The organism is Nocardia sp. (genome assembly GCF_025465275.1).
Lineage (GTDB): Bacteria > Actinomycetota > Actinomycetes > Mycobacteriales > Mycobacteriaceae > Nocardia.
The window spans coordinates 97,875-110,970 of the sequence record NZ_JAODNK010000153.1; the positions used below are offsets into that span (position 1 = coordinate 97,875).

14 protein-coding genes are annotated in these 13,096 nt (G+C 66.5%); 4 read left to right on the forward strand and 10 right to left on the reverse strand.

The window, feature by feature from the left end; genetic code table 11:
* Positions 1 to 52: 52 nt before the first annotated feature.
* Together yczE and JWN03_RS32765 are read left to right on the forward strand one after the other, a co-directional pair.
* Positions 53 to 706 carry a membrane protein YczE gene (yczE, locus tag JWN03_RS32760; RefSeq protein ID WP_297623083.1) on the forward strand — a complete coding sequence of 218 codons (654 nt, stop codon included), beginning with the start codon at positions 53 to 55 and terminating at the stop codon, positions 704 to 706.
* 50 nt (positions 707 to 756) lie between these two features.
* A complete protein-coding gene (locus JWN03_RS32765) occupies positions 757 to 1,416 on the forward strand; it encodes a cysteine hydrolase family protein (protein WP_297623084.1) in 660 nt (219 codons plus the stop codon).
* Positions 1,417 to 1,419: 3 nt separating this feature from the next.
* Here JWN03_RS32765 and JWN03_RS32770 read toward each other — a convergent pair whose 3' ends face one another.
* The 4 genes from JWN03_RS32770 to JWN03_RS32785 all read right to left on the reverse strand — a co-directional run bounded on the left by JWN03_RS32770 (position 1,420) and on the right by JWN03_RS32785 (position 6,025).
* Positions 1,420 to 3,696: an ATP-dependent DNA ligase gene (locus JWN03_RS32770; protein ID WP_297623086.1), complete on the reverse strand. Its 2,277-nt coding sequence runs from the start codon at positions 3,694 to 3,696 to the stop codon at positions 1,420 to 1,422.
* A gap of 97 nt (positions 3,697 to 3,793) precedes the next feature.
* Positions 3,794 to 4,105: an antitoxin gene (locus JWN03_RS45870; protein ID WP_441343099.1), complete on the reverse strand. Its 312-nt coding sequence runs from the start codon at positions 4,103 to 4,105 to the stop codon at positions 3,794 to 3,796.
* A gap of 31 nt (positions 4,106 to 4,136) precedes the next feature.
* Positions 4,137 to 5,288 (reverse strand): MBL fold metallo-hydrolase, encoded by a 1,152-nt coding sequence (locus tag JWN03_RS32780; protein ID WP_297623088.1) that lies wholly within the window; start codon positions 5,286 to 5,288, stop codon positions 4,137 to 4,139.
* A gap of 11 nt (positions 5,289 to 5,299) precedes the next feature.
* On the reverse strand, positions 5,300 to 6,025 hold the full coding sequence (locus JWN03_RS32785; protein WP_297623393.1) for an enoyl-CoA hydratase: 726 nt from the start codon (positions 6,023 to 6,025) through the stop codon (positions 5,300 to 5,302).
* A gap of 28 nt (positions 6,026 to 6,053) precedes the next feature.
* On the opposite strand from JWN03_RS32785, the gene JWN03_RS32790 reads away from it, so the two are divergent.
* Positions 6,054 to 7,259, forward strand: coding sequence for an FAD-dependent oxidoreductase (locus JWN03_RS32790; protein WP_441343100.1), 1,206 nt, complete (start codon positions 6,054 to 6,056; stop codon positions 7,257 to 7,259).
* A 77-nt stretch (positions 7,260 to 7,336) separates the two neighbouring features.
* On the opposite strand, the gene JWN03_RS32795 is transcribed toward JWN03_RS32790, so the two are convergent.
* Positions 7,337 to 8,359, reverse strand: coding sequence for an SDR family oxidoreductase (locus tag JWN03_RS32795; protein ID WP_297623092.1), 1,023 nt, complete (start codon positions 8,357 to 8,359; stop codon positions 7,337 to 7,339).
* An 87-nt stretch (positions 8,360 to 8,446) separates the two neighbouring features.
* Between JWN03_RS32795 and JWN03_RS32800 the strand changes: the two genes are divergently transcribed.
* Positions 8,447 to 9,076: a TetR/AcrR family transcriptional regulator gene (locus tag JWN03_RS32800; protein ID WP_297623094.1), complete on the forward strand. Its 630-nt coding sequence runs from the start codon at positions 8,447 to 8,449 to the stop codon at positions 9,074 to 9,076.
* A 24-nt stretch (positions 9,077 to 9,100) separates the two neighbouring features.
* Here the strand turns inward: JWN03_RS32800 and JWN03_RS32805 are convergent, their stop codons facing one another.
* The 5 genes from JWN03_RS32805 to JWN03_RS32825 form a co-directional block, all read right to left on the reverse strand.
* Complete coding sequence (locus tag JWN03_RS32805; RefSeq protein ID WP_297623096.1) at positions 9,101 to 9,958, reverse strand: aldo/keto reductase; 858 nt, start codon at positions 9,956 to 9,958, stop codon at positions 9,101 to 9,103.
* Between the two features lie 106 nt (positions 9,959 to 10,064).
* Entirely contained in the window at positions 10,065 to 10,340 is a 276-nt protein-coding gene (locus JWN03_RS32810) for a hypothetical protein (RefSeq protein ID WP_297623097.1), read from the reverse strand.
* Positions 10,341 to 10,481: 141 nt separating this feature from the next.
* On the reverse strand, positions 10,482 to 12,029 hold the full coding sequence (locus tag JWN03_RS32815; RefSeq protein WP_297623099.1) for an acetyl-coenzyme A carboxylase carboxyl transferase subunits beta/alpha: 1,548 nt from the start codon (positions 12,027 to 12,029) through the stop codon (positions 10,482 to 10,484).
* Positions 12,030 to 12,136: 107 nt separating this feature from the next.
* Entirely contained in the window at positions 12,137 to 12,739 is a 603-nt protein-coding gene (locus tag JWN03_RS32820; protein WP_297623101.1) for a GTP-binding protein, read from the reverse strand.
* Positions 12,720 to 13,094: a DUF742 domain-containing protein gene (locus JWN03_RS32825; RefSeq protein WP_297623103.1), complete on the reverse strand. Its 375-nt coding sequence runs from the start codon at positions 13,092 to 13,094 to the stop codon at positions 12,720 to 12,722. The genes JWN03_RS32820 and JWN03_RS32825 overlap by 20 nt, the downstream gene beginning before the upstream one ends.
* Positions 13,095 to 13,096 lie beyond the last annotated feature (2 nt).

Below are 13,096 nucleotides of genomic sequence, written 5' to 3' on the forward strand. Positions count from 1 at the left end.
TAACTGGGAAGTGGATCTGTATTGGCAGGCCAGCTGTGGGGATGATTGGCGCATGTTGTTGCGTCGATTGGTTGCGCTCTATGTCGGGTTGTGGCTTTACGGCTTGTCTATGGCGGTCATGCTGCGGGCGGCGTTGGGGTTGGATCCCTGGGATGTTTTCCATCAGGGGGTGGCTGGCCATGTGCCGTTGAGTTTCGGGACGATTGTTGCCATTACCGGTGCGGTGGTGTTGCTGGCCTGGATACCTTTACGGCAGATGCCCGGGGTGGGGACCATCAGCAATGTCGTGGTGCTCGGGGTGTCGGTGGATGTCGGGTTGCGGGTGCTTCCGCATCTGGACGGGCTGTGGCTGCGGGTGGGGGCCATGGGTGCGGCGGTGGTACTGAATGCGATAGCCACCGTGCTCTATATCGGTGCGGGCATGGGGCCGGGGCCGCGCGATGGACTGATGACTGGACTGGTTCGGCGGACCGGTCGGCCGGTCTGGGTCGTCCGAACTTCCCTCGAGGTCAGTGTGCTGGCGGTCGGCTGGGTACTGGGCGGCAGCGTCGGCATCGGAACTCTGGTCTACGCCTTCGGCATCGGGCCACTCATCCACCTGCTCATCCCCTTCGTCGATCGTTTCCTGCCGGGCTTCCGGGAAGTGCACAAGAACGACGGCGACCAGGCCCCGACGGCGACTCCCCTCCCTCTGGCAACTCCCTAGTACTGTGGAATTTCGAAAGCTGTTGTGGGAGCTACCGATAACGGAGAGCGATGCGACACGGTAATGGAGTGCAGATTCCGGAGACGCTCGAGGATCTGTGTGCGCCGGAGCGGATGGCGGTGATCGTCTACGACATGCAGGTCGGGGTGGTCGGGCAGCTTCCGGATGGGCAGCAGGTCGTGGAGCGGGTGGTGCGGGTGGTCGAGGCCGCCCGACGCGGCGGATATCCGGTCATCTTCCTGCGGCATCTGTTTCTGCCCAAGCGGCTCATGGGTGCGTTTGCGCTGCGTATGGCCATGAACTGGCAGGGGGTGGATTCGGTGGACGAGGTGAAGCCGATTCTGCAGGCCGATTCGCCGGGGTTCCAGCTCGTTCCGGAATTGCGGCCGCAGCCGGACGAGGTCGTCTTCGACAAGACAACCATGTCGGCGTTCGAGGGCACCCCGCTGGCCTCGACACTCCGCGATCTGGGCATCGGCGCGTACGCCATCACCGGCGTGGCGCTGGAGATCGGCATTGCGCCGACCGTCGCGCACTCCACCGATCTCGGGTTCGTTCCGGTGGTGGTGCGCGATGCCGTCGGTGGTCGTGATGCGGCCGGGTTGGCTCGCGCCTGGGACGAATTCGCCTTCCAGGGCAATGCCATCGTCACCGATACCGACACCCTCGCATCGCTGCTGGAGAAGACCGGCTGGCCGCCGGCGCGCTGAACCTCAGTCCGAGGCGGGAATCCAGGCCGGATGCCACAGGCGTCCGGCCTCGGTCCAGTTCATGAAGCGGACCGTCCCAGTGAGTTTCGGGCTCACCCAGACGGCGTCCTTGCTTTCCTCCGCGGTGGTTTCATTGTCGAACGGGCTGGTCTTGCGCTCCAGGCGGCGGAGCTGGGTGGACAGGTCGGTCAGCTCCTGTTCGGTGAAACCGGTACCGACCCGGCCCAGGTAGTAGAGGCCGCCCGCATGCGGAATTCCCACCAGCAGCGAGGCGAATTGGCGGTTCTCCGAACTGCGGTAGCCGCCGATCACCACCGGCAGTGTGCGCCAATTGCGGGTCTTGATCCAGGAACTACCGCGGCGACCGGGCAGGTAGACGGAATCGCGGCGTTTGGCCACCACACCTTCCAGGCCGTTTTCCTGGCTGTGCCGGAGGGCGTCCGCCCCCGAACCCTCGAGTCGGGTCGGAACCAGCAGGGACGGAGCCTGTTTCGCCAGGGCTTCCAGCACTAGGCGGCGGTCGTCGTAGCGTTTGCGCAGCAGCGAGGTGCCGTCGAGGTGCAGGACGTCGAAGGCCACGAAGACCGCGCGATGTGAATCGGCGCGCAGCAGGCCCAGGTTCGCGACGCCGTGATCGTCGAAGACCACTGCTTCACCGTCCAAAAGCACACGGTGGCCGGACAATTCGCTGCCGAGCGCGGCCAGGCCGGGATAGCGGCCGGTGACCACATGCCCGGTGCGACTGCGCAGTGAGACCGAGCTGTCGTCGATTTCGGCTATCAGGCGGAAGCCGTCCCACTTGGTTTCGAACGCCCAGCGCTCGGCGTCGAGCGTGCTGACATCGCCCGGCGTGGCGAGCATGGGGGTCATGCCGTGTGGTAGCGGCACCGGCTCCTTCGGCTTCGAAGGCTGTTGTACACCATTGCCTTTCGCCGCGGCGTCCGGCGCTGCCCGGTCCTTCATGAGATGCATGAGCCACTGATTGCCATTGGTCTGGATGAGCGCGTACCGACCGTCCAGCCGCTGCCCGCGCAGGTGCACGATGACCTCGTCGTCGCGCCACTTCTCGGTTTCGTAGACGCCGGAATCCCAGATCTCCATTTCCCCGGCCCCATACTGCCCCTGCGGAATAGCGCCGTGGAAGTCCAGATACTCCAGCGGATGATCCTCGGTGTGCACGGCAAGCCGGTTCTCGTGGGTGTCGATCGGCGGACCCTTGGGCACGGCCCAGGACACCAGCACGCCGTCGCGCTCGAGACGCAGATCCCAGTGCAGCCGCCGCGCTCGATGCTGTTGGATCACATAGCGATTCCCGGGACTCGGCACCGGTGCGGTGACAGGCACCGGTTCCGGAGTCTGTTGTGCGTCGCGCATGGAGCGGTAGGTGTCGAGGCGGTCGCCGGTGCGCTCGGGCAGCGGCTCGTCCAACCCCGCCAGCAGATCGCCGTTCTCCTGCCACCGTCGCAATACTTCGTCGAAGTGCAAGTGCCGCAACTGTTTCGGGCTCTCGATCTCCTCCCAGCCGCGGGGTGCGGCCACCCACGGTTCGGTGCGCCCGCGCAGCGAATACGGGGCGATGGTGGTCTTGGCCGTATTGTTCTGGCTCCAATCCAGCAGCACCTTGCCCTCACGCGCCGATTTGGCCATATTCGCCGTCACCAATTGCGGGCGCAGCTGCTGCAGATTGGTGGCCACCTGCTTGGCGACGGTGGACGCGCCGTTCGGGCCCAGCTGCCGGTCCAGGGGTACGTAGACGTGAATTCCCTTGGAGCCGCTGGTCACCGGATAGGCGTCCAGGCCCACCTCGCGCACCACATCCCGCAGAATGAGCGCGACCTCCGCGCACTGCGCCAGCCCGGCGCCCGGCCCGGGGTCCAGATCGAAGACCAGCCGGGTGATCGGCCCGCGCTCCGCGCCGTCGAAACGCCATTGCGGCACATGCAATTCCAGCGCCGCCTGCTGACCCAGCCAGGCCATGGCGGCTACCGATTCGATGAGCGGATAGACAACCGGCCGGTCGGAATGTTCGATGGTGCGGCGCGGCAACCATTTCGGCGCGTGCTCGGGCAGATTCTTTTCGAAAAACGACGCTGCGTCGACCCCGTTGGGCCAGCGCTTGCGGGTCACCGGCCGGCCCGCGATATGCGGCAGTAGCGCGGGCGCTATGGCCGCGAAATAGTCGATGACCGCGCCCTTGGTGGTACCGGTGGCCGGGTACAGCACCTTGTCGAGGTTGGTCAGACCAACCTCGATGCCCCCGAAATCCCGCCGGGACCCCATGACAGCAGTCTAGAGCGCATGAAAAGCCAACGGGCCGTTCAGGTCACCGGCGCGTTCTCAACCGGAAACCGAACGGCCCGCAACGACCTGGGTGGAACTACGCCGGAGGCTGCTCCCCCGGAGCAGGCTCCGCAGCCGGCTCGGGCGCCGGTTCCGGAGCGGGCGCAGCCGCCTCGGCCGGTGCGGGCTCGGCGGGAGCGGCCGGGGCCGCCTCTGCCGCGGCATCGGCCGGGATGGCGTTCTTGACCGCGTCGGCGCCCTTGTCGATCTGCGACGAGTACTTCCCGCCGGTCTTCTCGTTGAGGACATCTTTGCCCTTGTCGACCGCTTGCTCGATCTTGTCGGCGTTCTGGGCCGCCACTTCCTTGCCCTTACCGACCAATCCCTTGAGCGTGTCTATCAGACTCACAGCAACCTGCTCCTTCACTCTCGGTCATAGGTCATTCGCGCACATCCTCCCACCACGTATCCCGTGGTGGGAGGCCAATCGGGTCGATCCGCTGTCCCGGCTTGGGAACGGCGACCTCGGTGCCCGCCTCCTGTGCGGCCGCGACCAGCCGGCGTACCGGCTCCGACCAGCCGTGAAAGGCCAGATTGAAGGTTGCCCAGTGGATCGGCACCAGCAGCCCGTATCCCGGATCTCCGACACACAGATCGGCGTGTGCGCGCACCGCCTCCTCCGGATTCATGTGCACATCCGGCCAGTGCCGGTCGTACGCACCGATGGGCAGCAGGGTCAGATCGAACGGGCCCAGCCGCGCGCCCGCCTCCGCGAACGCCTTGGTGTAGCCGGTATCGCCGCCGAAATACACCCGGCGGGTCGGACCGGCGATGGACCAGGACGCCCACAGTGTGGTGTTGCGCACCAGCCCGCGCCCGGAGAAATGCCTGGCCTCCGAGCAGGCGATGACCAGATCGGTGCCGTCGGCGTGCTCACGCTCCAGTTCGGAGAGGGAAACCGAAGAGCCCCAATCCAATTCGACAATGCGCTGCGGCGGCACCGACCATTGGCGCAGATGGGCGCCGATGCCGATCGGGACGATGAAGACCGCGTCCTGGGTGCGCACCAGCGTGTCGATGGTGTCGCGGTCCAGATGGTCGTAGTGATCGTGCGAGATGAGCACCGCGTCCAGCGGCGGCAGCGCCTCCAGCGGCGTCGGCACCGGGTGCAGGCGGGCCGGGCCGACCAGCGGCGACGGCGACACGCGCTCGCTCCACACCGGATCGGCGAGTACGCGATACCCGTCGACCTCGACCAGGCAGGAGGCGTGGCCGTACCAGGTGACCGCCAGATCCGCGGCCTGCTCGGGCGCGACCGGCGTCTCCACCGGGATCTGCCCCGGCGGGCGACCCGTATCTCGCTGTGTCACAAGCTGATACAGCAGATCCAGCCCAGAGCCGGTGAGCTGGGAGCTCGGCTCGGTGTTGTGGAACTGCCCCTTGCGATAGGTGGTCGCACCGGTCGCCGTCGGCGCGATGGCCGACGTCGAGGCGCCGATGGCGGACGGGATGCCCCACGCCGCCCGCATCAACCAGGAAATTCCGAACGCACCCGCAGCCATACCCACCAGTTTGCGTGCATTCGCGGCCATACGCTCTCCGTTCATCTGCCGGTGAACTTCGCCGGGCGCTTCTCCAGCCTTGCTGCGCGCGCTTCCTTCGCATCATCGCTGGCCCAGGCTGCCGCCAGGGCCGCGCTCTGCTCGGCGGTATCGGTGGTGCGGCTGCCGTCGTCATTGAAGACCAGCTTCATATGACGCAGCGACAGCGGTGCGAGCTCCGCGATCTGCTTGGCCCACTGCTGTGCGTCGGCCAGCGTGCCGATCTTATTGGCGAAGCCGAAATTGTAGGCGTCCTGGGCCGATATCCGATCCGCACCCAGCAGAATGGTGCGCGCGGGACCCGAGCCGATCAGCGCCGAGAGGCGCCGGACCGTCCAACGGTCCACGGAGATACCGAGTTTCGCCGCCGGCACGGCAATGAACGAATCCGGGCTCATCACTCGCAGGTCCGAGGCGATGGCCAGCTGAACTCCGGCGCCGAGCGCTCCGCCGTTGATGGCGGAGATCACCGGCACCGGCACCGTCTGGATGGTGGCCAACATACCTAGTAGGCCCTCCAGGAAGGTGTCGGAGTAGACCCCGTCCAGATCAGCGCCGGCGCTGAAGATCGGTCCCTGGCCGGTGAGCACGATGACGCGCGCCGACTCGGCGGCCTGCTCGATCGCGTCGCGCAACAGCCCGACCAGCTCTTCGTTGAGTGCGTTCCGCCGTTGCGGACGCTGCAGTTCGATGGTGACAACTTCGCCATCGTGGCTGACTCCGAGCATTTGTCCTTCCCCACTGTGCTGCGTACCCATGGTCATCTCAACTGTAAGCGGGCGTACCGTCTGGTTCGTGACCGCAACACCCGATGTCGAGATCCTGGTGATCGGTGCGGGCCAGGCCGGTCTGTCGGTGGGCTACCACCTGCAGCGGCTCGGGCTGCGACCCGAACAGGACTTCCTCATCGTGGACCACTCCCCCGCGGCGGGTGGCGCGTGGCAGTTCCGGTGGCCGTCACTGACTTTGAGCACCGTGAATAGGGTGCACGATCTGCCCGGAATGTCCTTCGAGGAGACGTTGCCGGCGGGTTCGGAGCAGGCGCAGGCGGCCACGGCGGTACCGCAATACTTCGAGTTGTACGAGAAGCGCTTCGATCTGCGGGTGCATCGGCCGGTGTCGGTGCGTGTGGTGTGCGATCGGGCTACCGCTGTGACCTGCCCGAATGAAGAGGTCGACGGCCTGCTGCATGCGGAGACCCGGCCGGGCGGCAGCATCGATGAAGACCGAACGGTCTCTACACCGGTGGTGGACAGCAGCATTCGCAGCCGCGGGCTCATCAATGCCACGGGAACCTGGGACAAGCCATTCATCCCCTACTATCGCGGCGCCGATCGGTTCCGGGGCAGACAGCTGCACGCGCACGACTACCGCACCGCGGCGGAGTTCGCGGGCAAGCAGGTGCTCGTGGTCGGCGGCGGGATCACCGCCATCCAGCTGCTCGACGAAATCTCGCAAGTGACGAAGACCACGTGGGTCACCCGGCGCGAACCGGTGTTCCGCGACAAGAACTTCGGGCCCGAGGACGGTCGCGCGGCGGTCGCCATGGTCGAGGACCGGGTGCGGCGCGGATTGCCGCCCGGCTCGGTGGTATCGGTGACCGGGCTCCCCGAGGACGACCGCGTCCGCGCCGCCCAGGCACGCGGCGTGCTCGACCGGAAGCCCATGTTCGACCACCTCGAAACCGACGGAATCCGTTGGGCCGACGACACTTTCCAGCACATCGACGTGATCCTCTGGGCCACCGGCTTCCGCAGCTCCCTCGATCACCTGGCCCCGCTGCGCCTGCGCGGGCCCGGCGGCGGCATCACCATGACCGGGCAGCTGGCCACCCAGGTGGCCGCCGACCCGCGCATCCATCTGATCGGATACGGACCGTCCGCCAGCACCATCGGCGCCAATCGGGCCGGGCGCGCGGCCGCCGTGGAACTCACCACTTATCTGGGCCTGCCGCACCGATAGAACAAGGCGGCGCCGATAGCGGGATTCGCAGCGCGGCAGCCATTTCCGAAATTCCGGATCGCGTGGGGGGCGACGGTTCAGGCCACGGCGGGCCGGGCGGTGGCGGGCGTGTTCTTTCCACGAGGCGCACCCGGATCTGCGACCAGGCCGAAGCGAATGAGACTGGCGGCGGTGTCGAGGAGGGTCTGTTCTACCGGGCGCATGGTCCAGCCGAGTTCGGTGCGGGCCTTTGTGGCACTGACGCGCTCCTGCCGGCCGAGGTAGCGGGCTGCGGTGCGGGCTGCCGGATTGAAGCGGGCGGTGAGGCGCACCAGCCAGTCGGGGAGGACGCGGGTCGGGACACGGTAGGTGGTGGCCAGGGTGCGTGCCATGGTGGGGAGCGAAACCTGTGCTCCCGCACAGATATAGCGGCTGCCCGCGGCTTGCGGGGAAGTCATGGCCAGGCGGTGGGCGATGGCCAGATCGCGCACATCGACGGTGGCGAAACCGAAATCCGGGACGCCGGGCATTTCGCGGGCCAGCAGCAGCCGGACCGCATCGACGGAGGTGCCTGCCACCGCGCGCTGCACCGGTCCGAGGATCATGCCCGGATTGAGCACGGACAGTTCGAGTTTCGGATATTCGGCCACGAAATCCCAGGCGGCGCGCTCGGCGAGCGTCTTGCTCTTCTCATAGGCGTTGCAGGCGGCGGGATCCGACCAATCGGCCTCGGTGAGATCGCGGCCCGGGTTGCCGCAGCGGACCGCTGCCACCGAGGAGGTGAGCACCACGCGCTCGACACCGCTCGCGGCGGCGGCGCGCAGCACCCGGAGTGTGCCGTCCACCGCCGGGCGGATCAGCTCGTCCTCGTGTTCCGGTTCGGCGGACGGGAAGGGGGAGGCGGTGTGCACGACGTAGCGGCAACCCTCGACCGCGTCGGCCCAGCCGGCATCCGCTCCGAGGTCGGCCGCGACCAGCTCCACGCCGTCGAGATGGGACAGATCCGCGCGGGCCGGCGCGCGGACGGTCCCGCGCACGCGGTAGCCGTTGCTGAGCAGTTCACTGATGACATGCCCGGCGACATAGCCGGAGGCGCCGGTGACAAGAACGAGATCGGACATGAGCGGGTTCCAATCTAAGCAGTGTTTAGAATCTAAACACTGTATAGATGGCGGGGCGCGCCGAAGTCAACCCTTTACGCTCATTCCATGCCGCCGACCAAGGACCGCTATCACCACGGAGACCTCCGCGAAGAGCTCCTGCGCGCCTCGCTGCGGCTGATCGATACCGAGGGACTGGCAGCGGTGAGCCTGCGGCGGGTCGCACGCGAGGCGGGGGTGAGCCCGGGCGCGCCCTACCACCACTTCACCGACCGGGCGGCGCTGCTGGCCGCGCTCGCCACCCGCGGCTTCGAATTGCTCGGCGCGGCATTGATTTCCACACGCGACACCACTTCCTCAGCACGGGAAGCGCTCATCGAAATGGCCGAGGGGTACGTCGGATTCGCGCGCGAACACCCCACCTACTTCCGGCTGATGTTCCGCCCGGAACTCTCCCAGCCGCACAACCAGCCGGACACCGAGGACGCGGGCGACGCCGCCTTCGCGGTCCTCGAGGACACGCTCGCCGACGCCACCCGGGCGGGCGAGCTACCGGCCGAGGACGCCGAAACCCTGGCCCTGGCCTGGTGGAGCCTCGCGCACGGTCTGGCCTCGCTCACTCTCGACGGCAAACTCGAAGCGCGCTCCGCGCACATGGGCACCACCGCGGCCGCTCTCGCCGACCGCGTCACCCGGATGTTCGCCGACCTCATCGACAGCCGGTGGCCACAGCCATGAGGGCGAGCGCCGGCCGCGACGGAATCAGGCGGGCGCGTCGATCTGGAAGGTGTCCGGGTCGGGGCCGATGCGAGTGCCGTTGTCCAAGCCGTTGATTCGCGCCAGCTGCTCGTCGGTCAGTTCGAAATCGAAGACCTCGAAGTTCTCGGCGATCCGGGACGGGGTGACCGACTTGGGGATTGCCACATTGCCGAGCTGCATGTGCCAGCGCAGGATCACCTGGGCGGCGGTGCGGCCGGTCTCGCCCGCGATGGCGGCGATGACCGGATCCTCCAGCTCGGCGCCACGGCCCAGGGGGCTCCAGGCTTCGGTGATGATGCCGTGCTCGGAGTGGAAGGCGCGCAGAGCCGTCTGGGGCAGGTACGGGTGTAGCTCGATCTGATTCACCGCCGGGGCCTCACCCGTCTCGGCGATCACCCGCTCCAGATTCGCGCGGGTGAAGTTGGAGACGCCGATGGAAGTGACCCTGCCCTGCGCTTTGAGAGCCTGCAGAGCGCGGAATGTATCGACGTACAGTCCGGCCTCAGCAATCGGCCAGTGAATCAGGTAGAGGTCCAATCGGTCCAGCTCGAGGCGCTTCATGCTCTCGTCGAAAGCGCGCAGCGTGGCGTCATAGCCCTGATTGCTGTTCCACAGCTTGGTGGTGACGAAGAGTTCGTCGCGCGGCAGCCCCGATTCCCGCAGTGCGCTGCCCACTTCGGCCTCGTTGCCGTAGATGGCGGCGGTATCGATACTGCGGTAGCCGACCCGCAGCGCGGCCGCTACAGCGTCGACGGCTTCTTCGGCGGCGACCTTGAACACGCCGTAGCCGAGCTTCGGCATGACCTGCCCGTCGTTCAGGACGATGGAAGGAACTGCGCTGGTCTCGCTCCGGTAAGTCACCGTTCCGACCGTAGAAGCGGTTTACCGGGGCGTCAACCACGCGCCCGCGCGTGTCAGCCCCGGATATCGATATGTGAACCAGCTAACTTTCAGCAGGAGCACCCGGCTAGTGCACCCAGCAATTCGGAACGATGCCGCCGTTGCGGTCGCAGTACGAGAACGAGCCGGAATTGACCATCAGGCTCTCGATCACATTCGAGCTGCCGGACGACGCCCCCGGGCTGTACTCCAGCGCCCGCACGATCGAGACAACCATGCCCGACGAGCCCGATGCGAAACCCGAGCCGACAGAACCCGTATCCGCGGAAGCGGTGGCCGCACCGGCGGTCAGCGCCGCGGCCGCGACCGCGCCGGTCACTATGAGACGAACGGTTCGGTACATGAGAAGCCTCCGCGATCAGGACTCGCGAAGCAATTGTCTTACGCCGCAAGCATTTCCCTCTGTGTCGCTTCGCGACGGTAGTGAAATGCATATGCTTCGGTGAGCCCCCAAAACCGGTGCCACCAAGATCAGTCGCAGTGCTCAGCCGGGGAGTCCCAGGCGGCGGTAGCGGTTGTGGCGGACGGCTCGGAGCTCATCCATCGGTTTCGAGGTCAGGTCGGCGACTTCGACGGCAATCGCCGAGACCATGCGCAGGGCGAAATCCACCGGTTCGTCGGCAGCGTCCGGATATTCGGCGACAATGCTGTCGACAATGCCGTTCGCTTTCAGCTCCGGCGCGCGAATGCCCTGTGTTGCCGCCATTTTCGGGGCGTGCAGGGTGTCGCGGTAGACGATGGCGCTGGCGCCCTCGGGCGGGAGCGGGGCGAGCCAGCCATTGGCGGCGGCGAGTACTCGGTCGGCAGGAAGCAGAGCGAGCGCGCCGCCACCGCTGCCCTGACCCAGCAGGACCGAGACGGTCGGGGTATCGAGAGTCACCAGATCGGCCAGGCAGCGGGCGATTTCGGGAGCCAGCCCGCGCTCCTCCGCCTCGCGGGAGAGTGACGCGCCGATGGTGTCGATGACCAGCACCAGCGGTACATGCAGTTCGGCCGCCAGGTGCATGGCGCGGCGCGCCTCCCGCAGTGCCGCCGGGCCCATCGTCTGATCGGGTGATTGACCGGAACGATCGTGGCCGAACAGGACGCACGGCTGGCCGCGCAATCGGGCGAGGGCGTGCACCACCGTGCGGTCGGACTCGCCTTGGCCGGTGCCGGACAAGGGAACTCGGTCGGTCGCATGACGGAGCAGGTCCCGAATACCCGGGCGATCGCCGCGGCGGGAGATGAGCACCGACTGCCAGGCCGGCACATTGTCACCGACCTGCAGGGCAGGCCCGCGCAGTTCGTGCCCGGCCTGCAGAATCCCCACGCCATTGTCGAATTCGCGGGTGTTGCTTTCCATTTCGGTGAGCGGCTGCGGTCCGTCGCACAGCACGTTCAAGGCGCGGTGCGCGATACGGCGAAACACCGAGACCGGCACCACGCCGTCGATGACGCCGCTGTGGTAGAGATTTTCTGCGGTCTGCACACCCTCAGGGAAGTTGCGGCCGTACAGTGCCTTGTACACGCGCGGACCCAGGAAGCCGATCAATGCCCCGGGTTCGGCAAAAGTCATGTGCCCCAACGATCCCCACGAGGCGAACACGCCACCCATGGTCGGATTCCGGAGATACACCAGATACGGATGCCCCGCGGACCTGTGCGTCGCGACGGCGCCGGCGATCTTCACCATCTGCACGAAAGCGACTGTGCCCTCTTGCATTCGAGTGCCACCGGAGGTCGGCGACGCCAGCAGCGGCAGGCCGAGCTCCGTCGCGCGCTCCACCGCCGACACAATGCGTTCGGCCGCTGCCACACCGACAGATCCGGCGAGAAAACTGAATTCACAAGCGATTACGGCCACCGGCCGTCCACGCAGCAACCCGGCACCGGTGAGCACCGACTCATCGGTGCCCGCCGATATCGCAGCCGCCTCCAACTCCGCCCGATACTGCGGGGAAGCAGGGACTTCGATCGGCGGTCGATCCCAGCTCTCGAAGGAACCGGGATCGAGCAATTCGCCGAGCAATTCGCGCGCCGAAATCTTCACGGGCGCGAGCTTAACCGGACTCGGACGCTGCTGTGGTCAACGTCGAGCCGGTGTTCCACTGCGCCACCTTCGGCGCAGCAGTTTGCGGCCCCGGAAGGGGCCGCAAACTAATAGCCCTGCACAACCTTGCGCAGTGCGTACTCGGTAACAGCTACTAGGGCCTGCTTCACCGGTTCCCGTCGACGAGCATCCATCGACAGGATCGGCACATCCGCGGGCACAGCGAGTGCCTGACGGATGTCCTCGACCGGATACCTTGGCGCATCATCGAATTCATTGATCGCCACCAGGAAGGGTAGGTTCCGCGCCTCGAAATAATCGACGGCGGCGAAACTGTCCTCCAGGCGGCGAGTATCGACCAGCACCACCGCGCCGATGGCGCCCTTGATGAGGTCGTCCCACATGAACCAGAAGCGGTACTGGCCGGGCGTGCCGAACAGATACAGCACCAGGTCGTCGGCAAGACTGATCCTGCCGAAGTCCATGGCCACCGTGGTGGTGGCCTTCGACGGGACACCTGTGAGGCTGTCCACGCCGACACTGGCATTGGTCACCAAAGCCTCGGTGCGCAGCGGAACAATCTCCGAGACGGCACCTACCAGGGTCGTCTTACCCACACCGAAACCACCGGCGACCACGATCTTGGCCGACGTGGGCTTGCTTGTGCGCGTATCGACCTGTGTCGTCGAATCAAATACGCCGGAGTCCACTGAGAACCCTTTCGATCAGCTCGCGACGTTCATCGTCGCTGGAATCGTCTTTCAATGTCGCCGAAACCCGCACATGGCCGGCATCGATGAGGTCGGCGACCAGCACCCGGGCCACCCCGATAGGGATACCCAGGCGCGCGGCGACCTCGGCGACAGACGGCGATTCTCTACACAACTCCACGATTGACGTCTCGATGTTGGTGAGTTCGAACTGCCGCTCGAGGGCGACCGGATGCGATGCGACGAGCGCCTCCAACGCCAATTCCACCTTCGGCCGCGTACGGCCGGCGGTCAGGGAATATGGGCGGACGAGGCTCGGCTCGGCGCTACCGACACGTTCGTTGTCTATGTCCATCC

What these genes read in the sequence shown, in the direction of transcription:
- JWN03_RS32790 (WP_441343100.1), top strand. Translation starts at nt 6,054, where the DNA reads ATGGTCATCTCAACTGTAAGCGGGCGTACCGTCTGGTTCGTGACCGCA.
- JWN03_RS32780 (WP_297623088.1), bottom strand. Translation starts at nt 5,288, where the DNA reads ATGGCCGCGAATGCACGCAAACTGGTGGGTATGGCTGCGGGTGCGTTC.
- JWN03_RS32785 (WP_297623393.1), bottom strand. Translation starts at nt 6,025, where the DNA reads ATGCTCGGAGTCAGCCACGATGGCGAAGTTGTCACCATCGAACTGCAG.
- JWN03_RS32765 (WP_297623084.1), top strand. Translation starts at nt 757, where the DNA reads ATGCGACACGGTAATGGAGTGCAGATTCCGGAGACGCTCGAGGATCTG.
- JWN03_RS32825 (WP_297623103.1), bottom strand. Translation starts at nt 13,094, where the DNA reads ATGGACATAGACAACGAACGTGTCGGTAGCGCCGAGCCGAGCCTCGTC.
- JWN03_RS32795 (WP_297623092.1), bottom strand. Translation starts at nt 8,359, where the DNA reads ATGTCCGATCTCGTTCTTGTCACCGGCGCCTCCGGCTATGTCGCCGGG.
- yczE (WP_297623083.1), top strand. Translation starts at nt 53, where the DNA reads ATGTTGTTGCGTCGATTGGTTGCGCTCTATGTCGGGTTGTGGCTTTAC.
- JWN03_RS32800 (WP_297623094.1), top strand. Translation starts at nt 8,447, where the DNA reads ATGCCGCCGACCAAGGACCGCTATCACCACGGAGACCTCCGCGAAGAG.
- JWN03_RS32770 (WP_297623086.1), bottom strand. Translation starts at nt 3,696, where the DNA reads ATGGGGTCCCGGCGGGATTTCGGGGGCATCGAGGTTGGTCTGACCAAC.
- JWN03_RS32810 (WP_297623097.1), bottom strand. Translation starts at nt 10,340, where the DNA reads ATGTACCGAACCGTTCGTCTCATAGTGACCGGCGCGGTCGCGGCCGCG.